Below are 22,076 nucleotides of genomic sequence, written 5' to 3'. Positions count from 1 at the left end.
GGGTGTGGGCGGAGGCCGCGGCTGCTGTTGTCCTTCACCCCTTGAATTGGCGTTTCCGGTCGGCCCCTGCCTTGCCCCCCACTACAGGTGGATCAAAAGCAAAGGCCCGGATTGCTCCGGGCCTTTGTTGTTTTTGGTAGTGCCGAGCCATGCTCGGCAAGGGGCTTCACCGGTAAGGCTTCTGCCGAGCATGGCTCGGCACTACAAAAACAAAAACAAAAGAAAAAAAAGCCCGGATCGCTCCGGCTTTTTCGCAAACAAAATCCAATTACTTGTTCGGTGCAAACGCCAGCGTACGACGCGTGGTGGTCGGGCTGTTGATCGGCTCGAACTTCCAGCGCTTCACTGCATTCAAGGCTTCGCGGTCGAATACGCGTGCCGGGGTGGCGCGCAGCACGCGGGCGTCGGTGACCGAGCCGTCGGTGCCGATGCTCAGCTCCACCAGCACTTCGCCGGAGGTGCCCGAACGCAGCGCGTCGGCCGGGTAACGCGGGGCCGGGGTGCTGACCGCACGCAGCGTCGGCGCGGCGGCGGCTGCCGGCTTGGGCGCGGCGGCCTGCTGGGCGGCGGCCTGTGCCGCACTGCGCTGCTCCGCTTCACGGCGGTTGGCGGCCTGGCGCTCGGCTTCCTGGCGTTCGCTGTCCTTGCGCGCGGCTTCCTGCTTGGCGGCCAGCTGCTGGGCGGCGCTGGCTTCGGCAGCCTGCTGCTGGGCCATGCGCTGCTGCTCGACCTGCTGCTTGGCGCGGGTTTCGGCGTCCTTCTTGGCCTTGTCGGCCTCTTCGACGGTGCGGCGCTCGGCCACCTGCATGCTGCCGGTGATGCCCTGCTTCAGGCGCGGCAGCGCCGGAGCGGTGGGGTCCACTTTTTCCACCAGCGCGATCAGGCGCTGGGTTTCGGTGAAGTCCTCGCGGGCCAAGGCCTGCTCGGCGGCAATCAGGGTGTAGGGCTGCAGGTCGGTCAGCGCGCTCTTGATCGAGGCGTCGTCGGGCAGCTTGTCGCGCAGCGCCAGGTAATACTCCATGGCGTTGTCGCCAGCCGGCGCATACATGCGGTTCTCGCGCAGGGCGGCGCTGGCCAGGTCGCGCAGCTGCTGGGTGTCCATGGCCTGGACTTTTTCGGCTACCGCCGGTGCGGCGGGTGCGGCTGCAGCCGGCGTGGCGGGCGCAGCGGCCGGTGCGGCAGTCTCATCCTTTCCGGAACAGGCCACCAGCGTGGTCAGCAGAAGAGCGGGCGCCAGCAGACGCAGCTTGCCTTTATTCATGACGTACGACATCAAACATCCCCTTGAATCGACGAACGTGGACTGCGTATGCCCCGACGGCGCGGGCTGCCGGCATTTCCCGATGCCGTGCCCATTTCAGCAGTGATGCGCGAATCTAGCATCGCCGGCATGGGATGCGGCGGCCGATGATGACGTCGGGGTGAAAAGGTGACGGGCGTCACATGCAGTGACGCCCGTACCGGATACGGCTCAGTGCGCGTTGGCGGCCGGCTTGGCGTGGCCGTTGGACATCAGCTTGTCGGTCCAGGCAATGCCAATGGCCGACAGGATGAACACGCAGTGGATGATGGTCTGCCACAGCACACCGGCTTCGGTGTACTTGCTGCCTTCCGTGCCGAGGGTGCCGATCTCGATGAAGGTTTTGAGCAGGTGGATGGAGGAGATGCCGATGATCGCCATCGCCAGTTTCACCTTCAGCACCGAGGCGTTGACGTGGCTCAGCCACTCCGGCTGGTCCGGGTGGTTGTGCAGGCCCAGGCGCGAGACGAAGGTTTCATAGCCGCCCACGATCACCATCACCAGCAGGTTGGAGATCATCACCACGTCGATCAGGCCCAGCACGGCCAGCATGATCAGCTGCTCGGTCAGCTGGGTGGCCGAATGGATCAGGTGCCACAGCTCCTTGCCGAACAGGAAGACATAGACGCATTGCGCCAGGATCAACCCCAGGTACAGCGGCAGCTGCAACCAGCGGGAAGCGAAGATCAGGGACGAGAGCGGGCTCAGCGATTTCTGTGCGGACATTGGGAAGGATGGTGCGTTGCGGAAACAGGGGAGGTTACCGGTCGCCCGGAACGCTGCCAAGCGGCTACCGTAGGCACACCTGAGGATGGTTCTGCGGAGGCGTATTCATGATCGACCTTTATTATTGGCCCACCCCCAATGGCCACAAGATCACCCTGTTCCTGGAAGAGGCGGGCCTGGATTACCGCGTGCACCCGGTCGACATCGGCAAGGGCGACCAGTTCCTGCCGGAGTTTCTGGCCATTTCGCCGAACAACAAGATGCCGGCCATCGTCGACCATGCCCCGGCCGATGGCGGTGCGCCGCTGAGCGTGTTCGAGTCCGGCGCGATCCTGCTGTACCTGGCCGAGAAGACCGGCCGCTTCATCCCCGCCGATGTGCGCGGCCGCGCCGCCACGCTGGAGTGGCTGTTCTGGCAGATGGGCGGGCTGGGCCCGATGAGCGGGCAGATGGGCCATTTCAACGTCTACGCGCCCGAGCGCATCCCTTACGCCATCGAGCGCTATGACAGCGAGGTGCGGCGCCTGCACCGGGTGATGGACAAGCGCCTGTCCGAGGCGGCTTATCTGGGCGGCGCCGATTACGGCATCGCCGACATGGCCAGTTACCCGTGGATCGGCGCCTACGCCAAGCTGCCGGTGGACTTTGATGCCTTCCCGCACCTGCGCCGCTGGCACCAGGCCATTGCCGAGCGTCCGGCCACCCAGCGTGCCTATGCGGTCGGCCCCACAGTCAATCCGCAGGCCGGCCAGCCGCTCAGTGACGAGGAGAAGCGCCTGCTGTTCGGCAAGCGCGACTGACGCTCGGCAGGGGCAGTACGGGCGGGGCTCGGCTAGGATGGTCGGATCCGTGCTGTTCTGACAGGTAAACCATGCGTCCCTTGTTTCTAGCCCTTGCCATGATCCTAGCCACCCCCGCTGTCCACGCTGAAAAGCTCACCCTCGAAGCCATCACCGGCAAGGCGCCGCTGTCCGGCCCCACGTTGATGAAGCCCAAGGTGGCCCCGGATGGTTCGCGGGTCACCTTCCTGCGCGGCAAGGACAGCGACGTAAAGCAGCTGGACCTGTGGGAATACGACGTCGCCAGCGGCCAGACCCGGCTGCTGGTGGATTCCAAGGTGCTGCTGCCCGGCACCGAGACCCTGAGCGATGCCGAAAAGGCCCGCCGCGAGCGCCAGCGCATTGCTGCCTTCAGCGGCATCGTCGATTACCAGTGGTCGCCGGACGCCAAAACCCTGCTGTTCCCGCTGGGCGGCGAGTTGTACCTGTACGACCTCGGCAAGCAGGGCAGCGCTGCGGTGCGCAAGCTCACCAACGGCGAAGGCTTCAGCACCGACGCCAAGCTTTCGCCCATGGGCGGCTTCGTCAGCTTCGTGCGTGAGCGCAACCTGTGGGTGATCGACCTGGCCAGCGGCAAGCAGCTGCAATTGACCCGCGACGGCAGCGCAACCATCGGCAACGGTGTGGCCGAGTTTGTCGCCGATGAGGAAATGGACCGCCACACCGGTTACTGGTGGGCGCCGGACGACTCGGCCATCGCCTTCGCCCGCATCGACGAATCGCCGGTGCCGGTGCAGAAGCGCTATGAGATGTATGCCGACCGCGTGGAGATGGTCGAGCAGCGTTACCCCGCGGCCGGCGACCACAATGTGCTGGTCACCCTGGGCGTGATCGCGCCGCGCGCTGATGCGGCGGTCAACTGGGTGGACCTGGGCAAGCAGCAGGATATCTACCTGACCCGCGTCAAATGGCGCGACGGCCAGCACCTTTCGTTCCAGCGGCAGAGCCGCGACCAGCACAAACTCGAGCTGATCGAAGCCAACCTGGCCGACGGCAAGCAGCAGTTGCTGATCACCGAAACCAGCAAGACCTGGGTGCCGCTGCACAACAGTTTGAAGTTCCTCAAGGATGGCCGCTTCCTGTGGTCGTCCGAGCGCAGTGGCTTCGAGCACCTGTATGTCTCCAGCGCTGATGGCCGTAGCCAGACTGCGTTGACCTCCGGCAACTGGCCGGTGGACGAACTGCTGGCCGTCGACGAAGACACTGGCACCGTCTACTTCCGCGCCGGCATCGAATCAGCGCTGCGCAGCGAAATCTATGCCGTGCCGTTGGCCGGCGGCACGCCGAAGAAGTTGTCGCAGGCGCCGGGCATGCACAGCGCCGCGTTCGCCAAGAACGCCAGCGTCTATGTGGACAGCTGGTCCAACCACAACACGCCGCCGCAGATTGAATTGTTCCGGGCCAACGGTGAAAAGATCGCCACCCTGCTGGACAACAACCTGGCCGATGCCAACCACCCGTACGCCAAGTACCGCGACGCACAGCGCCCGGTCGAGTACGGCACGCTGACCGCCGCCGACGGCAAGACCCCGCTGAACTACAGCGTGATCAAGCCGGAAGGCTTCGACCCGGCGAAGAAGTACCCGGTTGCCGTCTACGTGTACGGCGGCCCGGCTTCGCAGACCGTGACCGACAGCTGGCCCGGCCGCGGTGACCACCTGTTCAACCAGTACCTGGCCCAGCGCGGCTATGTGGTGTTTTCGCTGGACAACCGTGGCACGCCGCGTCGCGGCCGTGACTTCGGCGGCGCGCTCTACGGCGTGCAGGGCACGGTGGAAGTGGCCGATCAGCTCAAGGGCGTTGAGTGGCTGAAGGCGCAGCCGTGGGTGGATGGCAGCCGCATCGGCGTGCAGGGCTGGTCCAACGGCGGTTACATGACCTTGATGTTGCTGGCCAAGGCATCGGACCAGTACGCCTGTGGCGTGGCCGGTGCGCCGGTCACCGATTGGGGCCTGTACGACACGCATTACACCGAGCGCTACATGAACCTGCCGGCGGCCAATGTCGATGGTTACCGCGAAGCGCGCGTGCTCACCCATATCGCCGGGCTGACCTCGCCGCTGCTGCTGATCCACGGCATGGCCGACGACAACGTGCTGTTCTCCAATTCGACCGCCCTGATGAGCGCGCTGCAGAAGCGTGGCCAGCCTTTCGAGCTGATGACGTACCCGGGGGCGAAGCATGGTCTGGCGGGCGCGGATGCTTTGCACCGTTACCGGGTGGCGGAGAACTTCCTTGGGCGTTGTTTGAAGCCTTGAGGCGCTTTGTTCTTGTTACCCATGGGTGAGGGTGGCTGCAAGCCAAAGCTGAAGGCACCCCTCCCCAACCCTCCCCTTCGCTGCGCGAAAGGGAGGGGGCTGAGCTTTGCTCCCTCCCTTTGCCGAAGGCAAGGGGAGGGCTGGGGAGGGGTGAGCTCTGCTCCAGCAGTAGCCCCAAACCCCAGAAAACCCCCACTTCCTACCCTTGCCGCCCCGGCAGCGACTGCGTACGGTCAGCCCATCCCTTCCGGAGCTGTCCATGAAGCCTCTCGTTCTCGCCGTCGCCCTTGCCCTGGCCGCGCCGCTGCCGCTCACCGCAACCGCCGCCGCACCCGCAACGACCAAGACCACACCCGCCGCTCCGGCCTGGGTTGCGCGCAGCAACGAGCTGGCGCAGATCCTGCTGCAGGCGCAGGCACCGTTCCAGCCTGAGATGACCAGCTTCTTCGGCGTGCCCGGTTATGACGACAAGGTCGTCGATATGGGCGCTGACACTGCCGCACGCTATCGCGCTGCAATGAACAAGGCGCGCGACCAGCTGCGCGAGAAGCTGCAGGTGGAGCGTGATCCCAACCTGCGCCAGGACCTGCAGATCATGATTGCCGCCGCCGAGCGCAACATCGAAAGCAGCACCCTCAACGAACAGCACCTGATGCCGTGGATGGATGTGCCGCAGACCGTGTTCGGCGGCATCAACGGCCTGCTGTCCGACCAGGTGCCGGAAGCGCGCCGGGCCAAGGCACTGGACCGGCTCAACGCCTACCTGGGCAAGGCGCCGGGCACGCAGCCGCTGGCCACCCTTGCGCGCCAGCGCTACGAGGAAAAGAGCGGCACGCCCAATCTGCTGCAGCCGACCAAGATTGAAGTCGAGCAGGCACTGGCCAACGTCGATACCTATATCGCCGGCATCGGCAAGCTGTTCGCCAAATACAAGATCGATGGCGCCGACGCCTCGCTGGCCGAGCTGTCCACGCAGATGAAGGATTACATCGCCTGGACCGGCAAGGACGTGCTGCCCAAGGCGCGCACCGACAACCGTCTGCCAGCCGAGCTGTATGCCTTCCAGCTCAAGGAAGTGGGCGTGGACATCGACCCGGCCCTGCTCATGCAGCGCGCCCAGCTCGAATACATGGAAACCCGCGCGATGATGCGCCAGCTGGCACCGCTGGTGGTGCAGGCCAAGGGTTTGAAGGTCGCCGACAACACCGATTACGTGGCGGTGATCCGCGCGCTGAAGCAGGACAAGATCAGCAACGATCAGCTCGAATCGCATTACCGTGGCGTCATCGATGCCATCGATCCGATCATCCATAAGCAGGGCATCGTCGATGTGCCGCAGCGCCCGCTGCAGATGCGGCTGGGCAGCGAAGCTGAAAGCGCGGCGTCGCCGGCACCGCATTACCTGCCGGCACCGCTGGTCGGCAACACCGGCCAGCAGGGCACTTTCGTACTGCCGCTGGGCAACCCGGCCTCGGGCGAGAAGGCGCAGTACGACGACTTCAACTTCGGCTCGGCGGCATGGACGCTGAGCGCACACGAAGGCCGCCCCGGCCACGACCTGCAGTTCGCGGCGATGGTGGAGCGTGGCATCTCGTTGGCGCGCACCATGTTCGCCTTCAACTCGGTCAATGTTGAAGGCTGGGCGCTGTATGCCGAGGCCGAAATGGTGCCGTTCGAGCCGCTGGACGGGCAGATGATCGCGCTGCAGTTCCGCCTGCTGCGTGCGGCCCGCGCCATGCTCGACCCCGCCCTCAACCTGGGCCAGACCGACCGTGAGCGCGCGCGCAAGGTGCTGGTGGACGGCGTGGGCCTGTCCGAGGCCATGGCCACGCAGGAACTGGACCGTTACACCGTGCGTTCGCCGGGCCAGGCCTGCAGCTACTTCTACGGCTACACCCGCATCATGGAACTGCGCATGCAGACCGAGCTGGCATTGGGCGACAAGTTCGACCGGCTGGCCTTCAACAACTTCCTGCTCGACCAGGGCCTGTTGCCGCCGGATCAGCTGGCTGCCGCGGTCAACGAGGTCTTCGTACCGGCACAGCGCCGCAAGTAAGCACAAAGGGCGCCGAAAGGCGCCCTTTGTTCATGTGCATCGACGAGCTGCGGCTGTATTTGTAGGAGCGGCGTAAGCCGCGAAGCCGCTACATCATCAGGTGACATGGATACCCACTACTTCAGCAACATCAGCTTCGCGGCTTACGCCGCTCCTGCAGAACAAGGCCATTCGGCTATTTCAGTTCCTTGCAGAAGCCGGTTGCTGCGTGCCGCTTCGCGATCGATTTTTGTGGGAGCGGCGTCAGCCGCGAAGCCACCTCATCATCAGATCACATAGACACCTGAGACTTCAGCGCCATCAGCTTCGCGGCTTACGCCGCTCCCACAGCTCGCACAGAACAATGCGAGCCCAGAGGGCTTCAGTCCTTGTCATTGGACGGCTTCACCGTCGTACTGTCACTGGCATCGGCTTCAAACAGATGCATCAGGTCCTCGCGGGCGTCGCGTGAGGTCTGCATCACCGCTGCCTCGTCGTCGTAGACCAGGTGCTGGGCCTTGAGCAGTTGTTCGTCGTGCTCGCGGAAACGCTGCACATGGTCGCGGGCGATGCCTTCCGGAATGCCCAGCGCGGTCAGCACGCGCTCGCTGGCTTCCAGGCTGGAACCGAAGACCTCGCGGAAGGGTTCGGCCGACATGTCCAGCAGCTTCCAGGCGTGCTGGCGGTTGCGTGCACGTGCCAGCACGGTCGCCTTGGGATACATGCGCCGCACCAGCCGTACCGCACGCAGATTGGTATCCGGGTCGTCCATCGCCATCACGAACACGCGGATGTGCTCGGCGCCAGCCGCACGCAGCAGATCCGGACGGGTAGGGTCGCCGTAATACAGCTGGTTGCCGAAGCGGCGCAGGTCCTTGACCGTGTCCGGGTCGGCTTCCAGGGCAACAAAGGGAATGCGCTGCGCGGTGAGCAGGCGGCCGACGATCTGGCCGAAGCGGCCCATGCCGGCGATCAGCACCTGCGGCCGCTGCGCGCCGGCATCCTTGAGCGTCTCATCGGGCGCAGGCTGTGGCGGCCGCGCCGGTGGCTTGAGTTGCAGCGAGCGCTGCAGGGCGAGCAGCAACAAGGGGGTGAGCGCCATCGACAGGCTGACGATGGCCACCAGCCGGTCGTGGTTGATGCGCCCGAGCAGGTGCGCGCGCTCGGCCTCGTTGAACACCACGAAGGCGAACTCACCGCCCAGCCACAGCACGCTGCCCAGCATCAGCGCACTGCGCAGCGACATGCGCGCGGCCAGGCCCAGCGCGATCAGGATGGAGAACTTCACCACCAGCAGGATGGCCACGCCCGCGGCGATGATCTCCGGTTCGGCGGCAACCCGCTTCAGGTCGATGCCCATGCCCACGGCAATGAAGAACAAACCCAGCAGCAGGCCCTTGAACGGCTCGATCTGAGATTCAATTTCATGCCGGAACTCGGAGTCGGCCAGCAACACGCCGGCGATGAAGGCGCCCAGGCTGGCGCTGAGCCCGGCCTCGGCCATGAACCACGCCGTGCCCAGCACCACCAGCAAGGCGGTGGCGGTGAAGACTTCCGGCATGCGCGTACGCGCGACGATATTGAACAGCTGGCGCAGTATTGGCCGGCCCAGCACGATCACCAGCATCAGTGCGCCCAGCGCGATGGACGCATCCTGCCAGCTCAGGGTTTCGTTCTTGACCCCGCCCAGCAGCGGAATCGCCGCCAACAATGGGATGGCGACCAGGTCCTGGAACAGCAGGATGGCAAAGCCGAGCCGGCCATAGTCGGTATTGAGCGCCTTGCGCTCGGACAGCAGCTGCAGGCCGACCGCAGTGGAAGACAAGGCCAGCGCGGTGCCGATCACCAGCGCGCTCTTCCATGAAAAATGATTCAGCAGCAACAGCCCGCCCAGCGCCGCAGCGCTGAGCAGCACCTGCACCGTGCCGGCGCCGAACACCGGCCGCCGCATCACCATCAACCGCGACGGCGACAGTTCCAACCCGATCACGAACAACAGCATCACCACACCGATCTCGGCGGCATTGAGGATGCGGTCGGCGTCCTGCACGAAGCCCAGCACATGCGGCCCCAGCACCACGCCTGCAGCCAGATAGCCCAGCACCGCGCCCAGCCCGAAGCGCTTGAATACTGGCACGGCGATCACCGCCGCCAGCAGCAGTACCAAGGCGAGTTCGAGGCCGGTGCCATGCATGTGGATAGGTTCCTTGATTGATTCAGCAGACAAGTCAGGCAGTTGCCTGCCGACAATTTCACATTATGCGGACTGTGTGGTCAGTGAATGCGAACACAAGCCCCCCCGTTGCCGGGATTCAGCGATGCAGGCTTGACCCTGCCGGCCAACAGGACCAGACTCGCGCCGCTGCCGGTACAACCGCGCGGCACCTTTCCGGAGTCCAACCCATGTCCAGCGACAGTAGAAGTCGATCGCGATCGTCGACACCAGCGACGGCAACCGCCTGACAGGGTTGGTTCGTCCTGTGCTGGCGTTGCGGTCGCAATCCAGAACAGGCGAATCATCATGAACCAGAAGCAATTTCTGCGGCCAGTAGTGGACGCAGCCGCGCTTAGTGCGCCCTTGGCGGATTACAACACCGCCGACGCGGTCGAGTACCTCAACGCCCTGCCTTTGCTGCAGGCAACCAATACCTTGGCGGCATTGTCATTGCCGCGCGCGGTCAAACTGCTGGAAGCCCCTGAGCTGCAGCACGCCGGCGCGCTGATTGCAGCGCTGCCGCCGGCCCGTGCCGCGGCCCTGCTGGGGTTGATGGCCGATGACCGTGCCACCGACATCGTCCATGAGCTGGACGATGCCGAGCGTGCACGGCTGATCCCGCTGCTGGCGCCGGAGGCACGGCGCTCGATCCAGCTGCTGCTGAGCTACCCGCCCAATACCGCCGGAGCCTTGATGACCACCGAGTTCGTCGCTGTGCCGGCGGACTGGACGGTGGCGCAGACGATGCAGCACATCCGCGAGGTGGAGCGCAGCCGCGAGACCGTCTACGCCATCTATGTGCTGGACCCGCACAGCCGGCAACTGCTGCAGGTGGTGACGATGCGACGGCTGATCACCGGCGAGCCGGAGGACGCGATTCTGGCGGTGGCCCAGGTCAACCCGCCGGTAACGGTGGACCCGCTGCTGGACCAGGAAGAAGTGGCGCAGCTGATCCGCCGCCACGATCTGCTGGCAATCCCGGTGGTGGACGCACAGCAGCAGATGCTGGGCATCGTCACCGTCGACGACATCCTCGATGCCCTGATCGACGAATCCACCGAGGACGTGCACAAGTTCGGCGGCGTGGAGGCGCTGGACAAGCCGTATATGCAGATCGGCTTCCTGGAGATGCTGCGCAAGCGTGCCGGCTGGCTGAGCGTGCTGTTCCTCGGCGAAATGCTGACCGCCAGCGCCATGCAGCACTACGAGGATGAGTTGGCCCGCGCGGTGGTGCTGACCTTGTTCATCCCCTTGATCATGAGCTCGGGTGGCAACTCGGGTTCGCAGGCCACATCGTTGCTGATCCGCTCGCTGGCGCTGCGTGAACTGCGCCTGCGCGACTGGTGGAAGGTGGCCCTGCGCGAGCTGCCGACCGGCGTGGTACTGGGCGCGATTCTTGGCCTGCTGGCGATCGTGCGCATCACCATCTGGCAGCTGGCCGGCCTGCATGACTACGGCGCGCACTGGAAGCTGCTGGCACTGACCATTGGCGCCGCCTTGATCGGCATCGTCACCTTTGGCTCGCTGTCCGGCTCGATGCTGCCGTTCGTGCTCAAGCGCCTGGGCTTCGACCCGGCCAGCGCCTCGGCGCCGTTCGTGGCGACGTTGGTGGACGTAACCGGCCTGGTGATCTATTTCAGCATCGCCGCAATGATCCTGGGCGGCACCCTGCTCTAACTGTAGTGCCGAGCCATGCTCGGCAGGGGCTTTACCCGTAGATCAAACGCAAACGCACCCCTCCCCAACCGGCCGGCCCGAAGGCATAGCCTTCGGTCGTTCATCAGGCCGCGCGGCAATGGCGCGCAAGCAGGCCTTCTTCACCCCCTTGGCTGACGCCAAAGGGAGGGGGCGCTTCCCGGCCATCTGCCAGTCCGCAGCTTTTCTCCCTCCTTTGCGCGCAGCGCAGGGGAGGGCCGGGGAGGGGTGCTCTTCGCAGTAATCAAAACTGCTCTCCACCAGCGTCCCAAACACCCCCTACTTTTGATCCAACGCAGCCCGCCCCGCGCGCCAGCCGTGTACCTTTGACCCGGTACCCGCAACAGGCGTCGCAATGAGCACCTATCACCTGCAGACCGTATTCCGCCCGCGTTCGGTGGCCGTGATTGGCGGCAGCCCGCGCGATCGCTCCGCCGGCCGCGCAGTGATCCGCAACCTGCGTGCCGGCGGCTTCGCCGGGCAGATCGGCTGGGTCAGCCCGCGCTATGCCGAAATCGACGGCATGCGCACGGTCAAGAAGCTCAAGGACCTGCCGTGGATTCCGGATCTGGTCGTCATCACGGTGCCCGCAACCCTGCTGCCGCAGGTGGTCAGCCAAGCCGCCGAGCTGGGCGTGGCAGCGGCCATCATCCTTACCTCTGGCCTGGGCAAGGGGCCTGGCTCGCTGGCCGCGCAGGTGGAAGCCGCCGCGCGGCCCAAGGGCATGCGCGTGCTCGGCCCGCATTGCCTGGGCGTCATCGCCCCGCATGCCCGCCTCAATGCCAGCATCGCCGCGCACACACCGCAGGCCGGCGATCTTGCGTTGATTTCCGAATCCAGTGCGATTGCCGCCGCGCTGGTGGAATGGGGCGTGGCACGTTCGGTGGGGTTCTCGGCGGTGGTGTCGCTGGGTGATGCGCTGGATGTCGATTTCGGCGATCTGCTCGATTACTTCGCCAGCGACTACCGCACCCGCGCCATCCTGCTGTATGTCGACCAGATCAGCGATGCACGCAAGTTCATGTCGGCCGCGCGTGCCGCTGCACGTGCAAAACCCGTAGTGGTGGTCAAATCCGGGCGCAAGCCGCGCGGCAATGGCGAGGTGGTCAGCACGCATTCGCAGTCCCTTGCCGATTCCGACGCGGTCTACGGTGCGGCCTTCAACCGCGCCGGTCTGCTGCGGGTGAATGCATTGGACGAGCTGTTTACCGCCGCCGAAACACTGGGCCGTCTTGGAACCTTCCCGGGTCGGCGCTTGGCGATCCTCAGCAATGGCGGTGGCGTCGGCCGGCTCGCGGTGGATCAGCTGCAGGCGCTCGGCGGCAGCCTGGCCGAGCTGTCACCGGCCACCGTCGAACTGCTGGACAAGGCTTTGCCGCAGGGCTGGTCGCGCGACAACCCGGTCGACATCGTGGTCGATGCCGATGGCGGCCGCTACGCCTCGGCGATTGAGGCCTTGCTGTCCGACGATGCCAACGACGCGGTGCTGGTGATCAACGTGCCCACCGCGTTCACCTCCTCCGCCGAAGCCGCACAGGCGCTGACCACCACCTTGGGGCAGCGCTCCCGGCAACTGCGCGACAAGCCGGTGTTCGCGGTATGGCTGGGCAACGACGACCGCGCCACCGTCACCCTCAATACCGCACGCGTGCCCACCTATCCCACCGAAGCCGAAGCTGTGCGCGGCTTCCAGCATCTGGTGCGCTACCGCGAGGCGCAGGCGGCACTGATGGAAACCCCGCCCAGCCTGCCAGCGGATTTCGTGGTGGATGTGCCGGCCGCACGCGCGCTGGTCGAGGCCGCGTTGGCGAACGATCAACAATGGCTGGACCCGGTGGCAACGCACAAGCTGCTGCAGGCCTACGGTATTCCGTCGCTGGAAGTGATGGTCGCGCGTGATCCGCACGAGGCCATGGACCTGGCGCAGCCGCTGCTGGAGCAGGGCATGAGCGTGGCGGTGAAGATTTTCTCGCCGGACATTCCGCATAAATCCGAAGTCGATGGCGTGCGCTTGAACCTGGGCAGCCTGCGCGCGGTGCAGGCTGCCGCTACCGCCATCCTGCAGCGTGCACGCGAGCAGCGCCCGCAGGCGCGTATCGAAGGCGTGCTGGTGCAGCCCAGCCTGACCCGGCCCAAGGCACGCGAACTGATCGCCGGCATTGCCGATGACCCGGTGTTCGGCCCGGTGGTGGTATTCGGCCGTGGCGGCACCGCGGTGGAAGTGATCGACGACAAGACCCTGGCGCTGCCGCCGCTGGATCTGCGGCTTGCACATGAAGTGATAGGCCGCACCCGTGTCTCGCGCATCCTCAAGGCTTACGGTGACGTACCAGCGGCGGACGAACGTGCGGTGGCGATGGTGCTGGTCAAGCTGGCGCAGCTGGCGGCGGATATTCCTGAAATCCGCACCTTGGATCTCAATCCGTTGTTGGCCGACCGCAATGGCGTGATCGCACTGGACGCGCGCGTTGCGATCACCCCGGTCAAGCGCCTGCACAAGGGCCGTGGCCATCCGCGTTTTGCGATCTTCCCGTATCCCACCGAGTGGGAGCGCACGATTGATCTGTCCGACGGCGGCAAGGCTTTCATCCGCCCGGTGCGGCCGGAAGACGACGGCCTGTTCCGCGCGTTCTTCGCCCGTGTCACCGACGACGACCTGCGCCTGCGCTTCTTCCAGTCGGTGAAGCATTTCAGCCACGAGTTCATCGCCCGCCTGACCCAGCTCGATTACGCCCGCTCGATCGCACTGGTGGCGATCGATCCGAAGACCGGTGAAATGCTGGGCGCGGTACGCCTGCATGCCGATGCCGATTACAACCGCGGCGAGTACGGCATCCTGATCCGCTCGGACCTGAAGGGCCATGGCATCGGCTGGAAGCTGATGCAGATCATGATCGAGTACGCCGGCTGGCTGGGCTTGAACATGGTGGAAGGGCAGGTACTGCGCGAGAACAGCACCATGCTGGCCATGTGCCAGAGCCTGGGCTTCAAGGTGAAGGCCGACCCGGATGACTCGACCATCATGAATGTGACGCTGCCGGTGGGTGAGGGCGGGGGTGGTGGTTGAAGGCCAGAGCTAGCTGCAAAAAATCTGAAAGCTGAAAGCACCCCTCCCCAACCCTCCCCTGCGCTACGCGCAAGGGAGGGGGCAGCTTGTCTCCCTCCCTTGCGCGAAGCGCAGGGGAGGGCCGGGGAGGGGTGCTCTGCTTCGCTCCCTCCCTTTGCCGCAGGCAAGGGGAGGGCTGGGGAGGGGTGCTCTGCTTCGCCCTCTCCCTTTGCCGCAGGCAAGGGGAGGGCTGGGGAGGGGTGCTCTGCTTCGCCCTCTCCCTTTGCCGCAGGCGAGGGGAGGGCCGGGGAGGGGTGCTTTTGACTGTTGCTGCTGCTCTGGCCCTCACCCCAATCCCACGCAAGGCGCGACAATAGCGCCATGCAAACGAACCACGACCCAGCAGCCAGAACCCCGCTGCTACTGCTGCCCGGCCTGCTCAACGACGCCACGCTCTGGCAGGCCCAACTCGACGCATTGGCCGACATCGCCGATTGCCAGGTCGGTGACCTCACCCAGCAGACCACCATGCGCGCGGTCGCCGAAGATGTATTGGCCAAGGCACCCGCACAGTTCGCCCTGGCCGGCTTCTCTCTTGGCGGCTACGTCGCCCAGGAAATCCTGCGTATCGCACCGCAGCGGGTACTGAAGCTGGCGCTGCTGGATACCTCATTCAAACCCGACTCGCCCGAGCGCGCTTCACAACGCGTGGCGCAGCAGAACAGCGTGCGCCTGCCCGGTACCTTCCATGGCTTCGGTGACAAGCTGATGCGCAGTTACATCGATGCCTCGCGCTTGGATGACCATGTATTGGTGGATACCGTGCGCAGCATGACGGCACGCCTCGGTGCTGAAGTCTTCCTGCGCCAGAGCCAGTTGCTGCGTGCAGACGGTAGCGATGTCCTGCGCGATTGGCAGGGCCCGGCCTTGATCGTCTGCGGGCGCAATGACGCGATAACACCGCTGTCGGTAAGCGAGCAGATGGCTGAACTGATGCCGCAATCAACGCTGGTGGTGATCGAGGCGTGCGGCCATCTGGCGCCCTTGGAACAACCCGGGCAAGTGAATGCAGCGATGCGTGCATGGTTGCAACCGCGTAGCGACGACTGAGTTCGACGTTGGACCGCGTCGTCTTACCTGAGCAGATCAGTAAGCAAACGCAGCACGGTGCTTGCGGATGAAATCTGCCCAGCGCACCGGCTCACGGCCAGTGATGGCGGGGAAGTTGTCGAAGGTGGCTTCAATGCCCGGCACCCGGCGTTCGGCGACACGCTGGAAGTTGTCGCGCACGCAGTTCATGTAGGCCATGTCGGCACCGGCCGCGCGCATGTCCTCCAGGAACACATCCGGGCTCAGCGCCTCGTAGCGGAAGGGCTGGCCAAGCAACGCCGTCATCAACGCGGCAACCTCACCATAGGACTTGGCGTCGTAGCCCAGCCGATAGGTCTGCCCGGCATGCCGCTGCGGCCAAGCCAGCGCCTGTGCGGCTACCGCAGCGACGTCATCGCCATCGACCCAGCTGAAGCGCGCATCGCCGGTGTACTGGCGGATCACGCCGTCGACCACTGCGCGCGTGCCGTCGTAGCTGAGCAGGTTCTGCATGAAGGCTTCCGGCCTGAGATGGGTGAAGGAGAAGCCATGCCACTCGATGTAGCGTTCCACCAGCTGATGCCAGGCCCAATGCCCGATGCTGGCGTCATTGCCGCCGCAGGCACCCAGGTGCACCACATGCTGCACGCCAGCCTGCTTGGCCGCATCGAGGAAAACCTTGCTCTGGCGCAGCATATCCACGCTGTAACCGGTGACCAGCAATGCGCGATCAATGCCTTGCAGCGCAGGCAACAGCGTGGCTTCCTGATCGAAATCGAGCATGACCGTGCGGATTCCCTGCGCCTGCAGCGCCGCAGCCTTCGCTGGCGAGCGCACTGCCGCAACCGGCGTGACGGCATCTTCCAGCAGCAGGTTTCTCAAGGTTTCGGCGCCGATCTGGCCGGTGGCGCCGGTGACAAGGACGGTGGGGCGTTGCTGGCTCATTGCTGCCTTGGATGCTTGATCGAGGAGGGCGTCCAGCCTATCGTGGACTCACATTCCATTCCGCGATGCTTTTTACCGGCATTGCGGAATCCGGTTCTTCAATAATGAAGCCTGCCGCATGCACCCCTCCGAACGCCTGAAAGGCCTCGACGTCTTCGTCTGTGTTGCCGACGCAGGCAGCTTTACGGCCGCTGCGGAACGCCTGCATCTCACTGCGTCGGCAGTCGGCAAGTCCATCGCGCGTTTGGAAGAGCGATTGGGTCGCACGCTGTTCCATCGCACGACGCGGCGCATGTCACTTACCGAAGCCGGCATCGCCTTCCACCGGACCTGTACGGAGGTGCTGGCGAACCTGGAGGAGGCCGAGGTAGCGCTGCGGGCGCAGGATGACGAGCCAAGTGGCCGCGTGCGTATCGATCTGCCGGCTGCGTTCGGGCGCCTGCAGGCGCTGCCGATAATTCTGGGCTTCGCCCAGGCCTATCCGCTGACGCGGCCGCAGGTATCGTTCTCGGACCGCTTCATCGATCCGGTCGAGGACGGTGTCGATATCATCGTGCGCATCGGTGGGCCCGATGCGTGGTCATCGCTGTTGGAGCATCGCCTGCTGGGCCACGAACAGCACGTGTTCTGTGCGTCGCCGGCCTATCTTGCAGCACATGGCGTACCGGCTACGCGCGAGGATCTGCTGGCGCATCGCTGCATCGCCTACGGACGCGCCGATGGCTCGGTCAGTCCATGGCGCTTTGCTGCTGCGGTGCCCGGCGAGGTGGAGCTGCAGATGATGCCGTCACCGCTGGTGGTGGGGGATGGCGAAGGGCAGGTCACCGCCGCGTTGGTCGGCAGCGGCATCGTGCAGCTGCCGACCTGGCTGGTACGCAGCCATCTGGAAGATGGCGCGTTGCTGGAAGTGCTGCCGCATCTGGCCAGCCAAGGCCTGCCGCTCAGCTTGGCTTGGATGAAAAGCCGGCGTGAGCTGCCAACGGTCAGCCTGTTGCTGGAAACCTTGGCACAAGAGTTGGCATCGCGTATCCGCTAGCAGCGCGGCAATCGCAGCGCCTCGAAGCATGGCGCGCAGGTATCACCAGCCCGCCACGATTTTTTCTCAGGAACGCGGTTTCAATCCCAAGCCGGCGCGATACCCGGATTGGCTACGCGTTCGCCACGATCCAGCTCGGCAATCCGCGCCATGTCGGTAGCATCCAGACGCAGCTGTGCCGCCTGCAGGTTGCCGGCAAGGTTCTCGCGCTTGGTCGACGACGGAATCACCGCATAGCCCTGCTGCAAGGCCCACGCCAACGCGACCTGCGCCGCAGTTGCCTGATGCTTTTCTGCGATGGCCTGGATCACCGGGTCCTTCAGCACGGAACCATAGGCCAGGCTCATGAACGCGGTGACGTGGATGTCTTGTTCGCGCAGGTAGGCAATCAGCGCACGGTTCTGCAGATACGGATGCACTTCGATCTGGTTGGTGGCGATGGCATCGGCACCGAGGATGGCGATGGCCTGGCGGGTCAGGTCGATGGTGAAGTTGGAAACACCTATCGCCTTGGTCAAGCCCAGCGCCTTGGCCTCACGCAGTGCACCCAGGTACTCGGCCATCGGCACTTCGTCCTTGGGCGAAGGCCAGTGGATCAGGGTCAAGTCGACGTGATCGGTGCGCAGCTTGCGCAGGCTCTCGCGCAGACTCGCCAGCAGATCATCGTGATGGAAGTTGCTGATCCAGATCTTGGTGGTCAGGAACAGCTGCTCGCGCGGCACAGCGCCGCTGCTGATTGCCGCACCCAGGTCGGCCTCGTTGTCGTAGATCTGCGCGGTGTCGAACGCGCGGTAGCCCAGCTCCAATGCGTTGTGCACGGAGTCGGTGAGTACCTGGTCCTTCAGGCGGTAGGTGCCAAGGCCAATAGCGGGAATAGTCATTCAAATCTCCAGAAGTTCGCGCTTGCAGGCTACGCCGTGCAGCGCGAACGAAAAGCCAAAAGGAAGTAACAGCGTGTTCTGTCAGTGCGCGCTGACGGCAATGCCTTCGGCGCGGACATCCAACCCGTCGCGTCGATCCAGGCGGCCGCTCAGTACGGTCAGCGCCAACGCACCCAGCACCACCAGCGCGCCAATCCACGGCGTGTGCATCAGCCCGATGTGATCGACCACCAGCCCGCCGAGCGAAGCACCCAGCGCGATACCGATGTTGAACGCGGCGATGTTCAGCCCGGATGCGACATCCGTTGCCTGCGGCACGAAGCGCTGTGCCTGCTTCACCACGTACACCTGCAGGCCCGGCACATTGCCGAAAGCAACTGCGCCCAGCGCCAGTACGGTCAACAGCACCGACCAGCGGTTGTAGGCAGTGAAGGTGAGCACCAGCAGCACCAAGGCGAGCAGACCGAAGATCAACGTCAATGCGGGAATCGGCCCACGACGGTCAGCCAAGCGCCCGCCCCACAGATTGCCGATCGCCACTGACACGCCGTAAACCAGCAGCACCGCGCTGACCGCATTGGCGGAGAAGCCGCTGACGTCCTGCAGGATCGAGGCGAGGAAAGTGAAGGACAGGAAGGTGCCGCCGTAGCCCAGTGCAGTCATTGCATAGACCAGCAACAGGCGCGGCTGTGCCAGCACCGCGAACTGCTGGCCGAACGTGGCAGGCGCGCTGCGCGGCAACTCGCGCGGCACGAACAGCAGGCTGCCAAGCAGGGCGATCACGCCCAACGCCGCCACGGCCAGGAAGGTCGCGCGCCAGCCCAGATGCTGGCCGATGAAGGTGCCCAACGGCACACCGGTCACCAAGGCCACGGTCAGCCCGGTGAACATGATCGCAATGGCACTGGCAGCCTTGTCCTTGGGGACCACCGAGGTGGCGATGATGGAGCCGATCGAGAAGAACACGCCATGCGCCAGGCCGGTCAGCACCCGCGCCACGATCAACGAGCCGTAGCCCGGTGCCATCCACGCGACCAGGTTGCCGATGGTGAACAACAGCATCAGCGCCACCAGCAGGGTCTTGCGCGGCACCCGCCCGGTCAGGGCGGTCAGCACCGGCGCACCGACCGCCACGCCCAGCGCATACAGTGAAACCAGCAGGCCGGCCGATGGCAGGCTGACGTGCAGGTCGGCGGCAATGGTCGGGATCAGGCCGACGATGACGAACTCGGTGGTGCCGATGGCGAACGCACCCAGCGTCAGCGCCAGCAAGGCAAGGGGAATACCGCGGGACATGGCGATTCCTTGGAAAGGGCTGCGCAGTCTGACCGTGGAACTCTTGCCGAAAAATGCGTGTTTCCATGAATTACTATTGAATTTAAGTCAATAATTCCCCGTCAATGCCCCGGACATCCCAATGAAGACAACGCTGGACGAGATGCAGGCATTCATCGCGGTGATCGACACCGGCTCGATCACCGCCGCCGCCGAACAGCTGGGCCAGACCACCTCGGGCGTCAGCCGCGCCCTCGGCCGGCTGGAACAGAAGCTGGGCACCACCTTGCTGACCCGCACCACGCGGCGGCTGCAGCTTACCGACGAGGGCGAGGCATTCCTCGCCCATGCGCGCGCCATCGTGGCCTCGGTGGACGCAGCCGAGGAGCAGATTGCCGCACGCCGCGGCACCCCGTCGGGGCGACTACGGGTGGATGCGGCGATGCCCTTCATGCTGCACGTGATCGCACCGCTGGTAGCCGGCTTCCGCGCGCGTTACCCGCAGGTGGACCTGGAGCTCAACAGCAGCGAGCGTTACATCGACCTGCTGGAACGGCGCACCGATGTAGCGATCCGGATCGGCCCGCTGGCCGACTCCACCCTGCATGCCAGGCCTTTGGGCCATAGCCGCCTGCGCATCCTCGCCAGCCCGGCCTACCTGCAGCAGCACGGCACACCGACGCGGGTTGCCGAACTGCAGGCGCACACCTTGTTGGGCTTCAACGAGCCGGACTCACTGAATCATTGGCCCTTGCCGGGCGAAGAGGGCGAGCCGCTGCATGTGCGGCCAACCCTGGCCGCATCCAGCGGCGAGATCCTGCACCGGCTGGCAGTGGAAGGCGTAGGCATCGTCTGCCTGTCGGACTTCCTGACCGAAGCAGCGCGTACAAAAGGGGAACTGGTGCAACTGCTGCCGAAACAAACCCTGGACAAACGCCAACCCATCCACGCGGTGTACTACCGCAACACCGCGGTATCGGCACGCATAAGCTCCTTTCTCGATTATCTGGCCGAAGCGATGGCACAGCCGGTGCCGGTGCCCGGGCCGGTTGTGGGAGCGGCGTAAGCCGCGAAGCCATTGGTGCCTCAAATCCTCCAGCTTCGCGGCTCACGCCGCTCCCACAAAAAGATGGTGCATGCACGATCAGCTCCCTCCCTTTGGCCGCAGGCCAAGGGGAGGGTTGGGGAGGGGTTGGCTCTTCAAGCTTCGGACGTTGCAGTGGCTTCGCGGCTCACGCCGCTCCCACAAAAAGATGGTGCGTGCACAATCAGCCCCCTCCCTTTGGCCGCAGGCCAAGGGGAGGGTTGGGGAGGGGTCGGCTGTTCAAGCGTCGGACGTTGTAGTGGCTTCGCGGCTTACGCCGCTCCTACAACAAGCCAATCAACAAACCCCGAACCCGCTAATGCTGCTCTGCGTGGTGCCAGGCATGCCGAACCAGCCAGCGTGCTTCATCCCAGGAAACGGCCAAGGCCGGGCTATGCCGGTGATAGCTGTCCTGCAGCACTCTGTAGAGCTGTTCTTCGTTGGCACGTGGGTAGGCTTGATACACGTCGTAACCCATTTCCAGCAGGCGCTGGTAATGGTCGAATTCATGTTGGCCAAGATGGCCGATGGCATGCACGCCGCGCCAGTAAGTCAGTTCGGCGTGGCGATCAATGCTGCGCTGGGCTGTAGGTGCGGTCTGCATGGGTAGCGCTCCGTTTGCGGTCTACCCCCCTGTCCAGCCGATCCTACGGCGCGGGCAGGGGGTACGCAAACCCGCCGTATTCAGTTATCGGCGCTGGCTGCGTCCAGCTGCGCGATCTGTGCCGCGCTCAGGCCAAGCTGTGCCGCTGCAAGCACTTCGAGCAGCTGTTGCACGCTTGTGGCACTGACGATGGGTGCGGTGATGCCCGGGCGCGCGATCAGCCACGCCAGTGCCACCTGCGCCGGTGTGGCCTTGTGGCTGGCAGCCACATCGTCCAGCGCCTGCAGAATGCGCAGGCCACGCGGATTGAGGTAGCGATCGGCGACTTTCGCACCGCGTGCCGCACTCTTGCCCACGTCTTCGGCGCTGCGGTATTTGCCGCTGAGGAAACCGCTGGCCAGCGAGTAATAGCTGATCACGCCGATGCCTTGCTCACGCGCCAGCGGTTCCAGTTCGGCCTCGTAGCCGCTGCGGTCGTAGAGGTTGTATTCCGGCTGCAGGGTTTCGTAGCGCGGCAGGTGATAGTCGGCGCTGACCTTCAATGCATCGCGCAGGCGCTCGGCGCTGTAGTTGGATGCACCAATCGCGCGTACCTTGCCGGCTTCGATCAGCCGCGCGAACGCACCCAGGGTTTCTTCCAGCGGCACCGAGTCGTCGTCTTCATGGGCCTGGTACAGATCAATCACATCGGTCTGCAGGCGGCGCAGCGAATCCTCGACCGCGTCATTGATGTTGTCGGCCGACAGGCCCGGATGCTCAGCCCACTTGGCCACCTTGGTGGCGACAACCACCTTGTCGCGCTTGCCGCTGCGCTGCAGCCAGCGGCCGATGATGGTTTCCGATTCACCGCCACGGTTGCCCGGCACCCAGGCCGGATAGACATCGGCGGTATCGATCAGGTTGAAACCGGCATCGACAAAGGCATCAAGCAGGCCAAAGGATGTCTTCTCATCGGCACTCCAGCCGAAAACGTTGCCCCCAAAAGCGATGGGGCTGACGTGTAGGCCCGAGCGACCAAGTTCGCGTGACTGGGGCATGCCTTGCTCCT

At 64.8% G+C, this 22,076-nt stretch carries 16 protein-coding genes; 8 read left to right on the top strand and 8 right to left on the bottom strand.

The features are described from left to right. Nucleotides 1-268: 268 nt before the first annotated feature. The gene (locus ABE493_RS15795) at nt 269-1,261 is read right to left on the bottom strand and encodes an energy transducer TonB (RefSeq protein ID WP_346499839.1); all 993 of its coding nucleotides are present in this window, start codon (nt 1,259-1,261) and stop codon (nt 269-271) included. Nucleotides 1,262-1,471: 210 nt separating this feature from the next. Continuing rightward, nucleotides 1,472-2,026 carry a TIGR00645 family protein gene (locus ABE493_RS15790; RefSeq protein ID WP_346499838.1) on the bottom strand — a complete coding sequence of 185 codons (555 nt, stop codon included), beginning with the start codon at nt 2,024-2,026 and terminating at the stop codon, nt 1,472-1,474. A 107-nt stretch (nt 2,027-2,133) separates the two neighbouring features. Here ABE493_RS15790 and ABE493_RS15785 point away from each other — a divergent pair, with 107 nt between their 5' ends. The 3 genes from ABE493_RS15785 (at nt 2,134) to ABE493_RS15775 (ending at nt 7,179) form a co-directional block, all read left to right on the top strand. After that, nucleotides 2,134-2,826 carry a glutathione binding-like protein gene (locus ABE493_RS15785; protein ID WP_346499837.1) on the top strand — a complete coding sequence of 231 codons (693 nt, stop codon included), beginning with the start codon at nt 2,134-2,136 and terminating at the stop codon, nt 2,824-2,826. Nucleotides 2,827-2,897: 71 nt separating this feature from the next. Next, nucleotides 2,898-5,123: a S9 family peptidase gene (locus ABE493_RS15780; protein ID WP_346499836.1), complete on the top strand. Its 2,226-nt coding sequence runs from the start codon at nt 2,898-2,900 to the stop codon at nt 5,121-5,123. A gap of 259 nt (nt 5,124-5,382) precedes the next feature. Beyond that, nucleotides 5,383-7,179 (top strand): DUF885 domain-containing protein, encoded by a 1,797-nt coding sequence (locus tag ABE493_RS15775; RefSeq protein ID WP_346499835.1) that lies wholly within the window; start codon nt 5,383-5,385, stop codon nt 7,177-7,179. A 361-nt stretch (nt 7,180-7,540) separates the two neighbouring features. Here ABE493_RS15775 and ABE493_RS15770 read toward each other — a convergent pair whose 3' ends face one another. Further along, complete coding sequence (locus ABE493_RS15770) at nt 7,541-9,352, bottom strand: monovalent cation:proton antiporter-2 (CPA2) family protein (protein WP_346499834.1); 1,812 nt, start codon at nt 9,350-9,352, stop codon at nt 7,541-7,543. A gap of 327 nt (nt 9,353-9,679) precedes the next feature. Between ABE493_RS15770 and mgtE the strand changes: the two genes are divergently transcribed. From mgtE to ABE493_RS15755, 3 genes are all read left to right on the top strand, one after another. Further along, on the top strand, nt 9,680-11,050 hold the full coding sequence (gene mgtE / locus ABE493_RS15765; RefSeq protein ID WP_346499833.1) for a magnesium transporter: 1,371 nt from the start codon (nt 9,680-9,682) through the stop codon (nt 11,048-11,050). 373 nt (nt 11,051-11,423) lie between these two features. After that, nucleotides 11,424-14,135, top strand: coding sequence for a bifunctional acetate--CoA ligase family protein/GNAT family N-acetyltransferase (locus ABE493_RS15760; protein WP_346499832.1), 2,712 nt, complete (start codon nt 11,424-11,426; stop codon nt 14,133-14,135). 360 nt (nt 14,136-14,495) lie between these two features. Next, complete coding sequence (locus ABE493_RS15755) at nt 14,496-15,224, top strand: alpha/beta fold hydrolase (RefSeq protein ID WP_346499831.1); 729 nt, start codon at nt 14,496-14,498, stop codon at nt 15,222-15,224. A gap of 36 nt (nt 15,225-15,260) precedes the next feature. Here ABE493_RS15755 and ABE493_RS15750 read toward each other — a convergent pair whose 3' ends face one another. Further along, entirely contained in the window at nt 15,261-16,148 is an 888-nt protein-coding gene (locus ABE493_RS15750) for an SDR family oxidoreductase (RefSeq protein WP_346499830.1), read from the bottom strand. Between the two features lie 118 nt (nt 16,149-16,266). Between ABE493_RS15750 and ABE493_RS15745 the strand changes: the two genes are divergently transcribed. Continuing rightward, nucleotides 16,267-17,184 (top strand): LysR family transcriptional regulator, encoded by a 918-nt coding sequence (locus ABE493_RS15745; RefSeq protein WP_346499829.1) that lies wholly within the window; start codon nt 16,267-16,269, stop codon nt 17,182-17,184. An 80-nt stretch (nt 17,185-17,264) separates the two neighbouring features. Here the strand turns inward: ABE493_RS15745 and dkgB are convergent, their stop codons facing one another. Next, nucleotides 17,265-18,065 carry a 2,5-didehydrogluconate reductase DkgB gene (gene dkgB / locus ABE493_RS15740; RefSeq protein WP_346499828.1) on the bottom strand — a complete coding sequence of 267 codons (801 nt, stop codon included), beginning with the start codon at nt 18,063-18,065 and terminating at the stop codon, nt 17,265-17,267. 81 nt (nt 18,066-18,146) lie between these two features. Further along, complete coding sequence (locus ABE493_RS15735) at nt 18,147-19,361, bottom strand: MFS transporter (protein ID WP_346499827.1); 1,215 nt, start codon at nt 19,359-19,361, stop codon at nt 18,147-18,149. A 121-nt stretch (nt 19,362-19,482) separates the two neighbouring features. Between ABE493_RS15735 and ABE493_RS15730 the strand changes: the two genes are divergently transcribed. After that, entirely contained in the window at nt 19,483-20,406 is a 924-nt protein-coding gene (locus ABE493_RS15730) for a LysR family transcriptional regulator (protein WP_346499826.1), read from the top strand. Between the two features lie 334 nt (nt 20,407-20,740). Here the strand turns inward: ABE493_RS15730 and ABE493_RS15725 are convergent, their stop codons facing one another. After that, nucleotides 20,741-21,028, bottom strand: coding sequence for a hypothetical protein (locus tag ABE493_RS15725; RefSeq protein WP_346499825.1), 288 nt, complete (start codon nt 21,026-21,028; stop codon nt 20,741-20,743). Between the two features lie 80 nt (nt 21,029-21,108). Then, nucleotides 21,109-22,065, bottom strand: coding sequence for an aldo/keto reductase (locus ABE493_RS15720; protein WP_346499824.1), 957 nt, complete (start codon nt 22,063-22,065; stop codon nt 21,109-21,111). Nucleotides 22,066-22,076: the final 11 nt, after the last annotated feature.

Origin of the sequence: Stenotrophomonas terrae (assembly GCF_039674165.1) — a bacterium.
Classification (GTDB): Bacteria; Pseudomonadota; Gammaproteobacteria; order Xanthomonadales; family Xanthomonadaceae; genus Stenotrophomonas; species Stenotrophomonas terrae_A.
Note: the sequence above shows the minus strand (reverse complement) of the source record. Positions and strands in the feature narration are given on the sequence as shown.

Excerpts from the sequence above, each read along its gene's own strand:
- ABE493_RS15795 (WP_346499839.1), bottom strand. The coding sequence starts at position 1,261 with ATGAATAAAGGCAAGCTGCGTCTGCTGGCGCCCGCTCTTCTGCTGACC.
- ABE493_RS15790 (WP_346499838.1), bottom strand. The coding sequence starts at position 2,026 with ATGTCCGCACAGAAATCGCTGAGCCCGCTCTCGTCCCTGATCTTCGCT.
- ABE493_RS15785 (WP_346499837.1), top strand. The coding sequence starts at position 2,134 with ATGATCGACCTTTATTATTGGCCCACCCCCAATGGCCACAAGATCACC.
- ABE493_RS15780 (WP_346499836.1), top strand. The coding sequence starts at position 2,898 with ATGCGTCCCTTGTTTCTAGCCCTTGCCATGATCCTAGCCACCCCCGCT.
- ABE493_RS15775 (WP_346499835.1), top strand. The coding sequence starts at position 5,383 with ATGAAGCCTCTCGTTCTCGCCGTCGCCCTTGCCCTGGCCGCGCCGCTG.
- ABE493_RS15770 (WP_346499834.1), bottom strand. The coding sequence starts at position 9,352 with ATGCATGGCACCGGCCTCGAACTCGCCTTGGTACTGCTGCTGGCGGCG.
- mgtE (WP_346499833.1), top strand. The coding sequence starts at position 9,680 with ATGAACCAGAAGCAATTTCTGCGGCCAGTAGTGGACGCAGCCGCGCTT.
- ABE493_RS15760 (WP_346499832.1), top strand. The coding sequence starts at position 11,424 with ATGAGCACCTATCACCTGCAGACCGTATTCCGCCCGCGTTCGGTGGCC.
- ABE493_RS15755 (WP_346499831.1), top strand. The coding sequence starts at position 14,496 with ATGCAAACGAACCACGACCCAGCAGCCAGAACCCCGCTGCTACTGCTG.
- ABE493_RS15750 (WP_346499830.1), bottom strand. The coding sequence starts at position 16,148 with ATGAGCCAGCAACGCCCCACCGTCCTTGTCACCGGCGCCACCGGCCAG.
- ABE493_RS15745 (WP_346499829.1), top strand. The coding sequence starts at position 16,267 with ATGCACCCCTCCGAACGCCTGAAAGGCCTCGACGTCTTCGTCTGTGTT.
- dkgB (WP_346499828.1), bottom strand. The coding sequence starts at position 18,065 with ATGACTATTCCCGCTATTGGCCTTGGCACCTACCGCCTGAAGGACCAG.
- ABE493_RS15735 (WP_346499827.1), bottom strand. The coding sequence starts at position 19,361 with ATGTCCCGCGGTATTCCCCTTGCCTTGCTGGCGCTGACGCTGGGTGCG.
- ABE493_RS15730 (WP_346499826.1), top strand. The coding sequence starts at position 19,483 with ATGAAGACAACGCTGGACGAGATGCAGGCATTCATCGCGGTGATCGAC.
- ABE493_RS15725 (WP_346499825.1), bottom strand. The coding sequence starts at position 21,028 with ATGCAGACCGCACCTACAGCCCAGCGCAGCATTGATCGCCACGCCGAA.
- ABE493_RS15720 (WP_346499824.1), bottom strand. The coding sequence starts at position 22,065 with ATGCCCCAGTCACGCGAACTTGGTCGCTCGGGCCTACACGTCAGCCCC.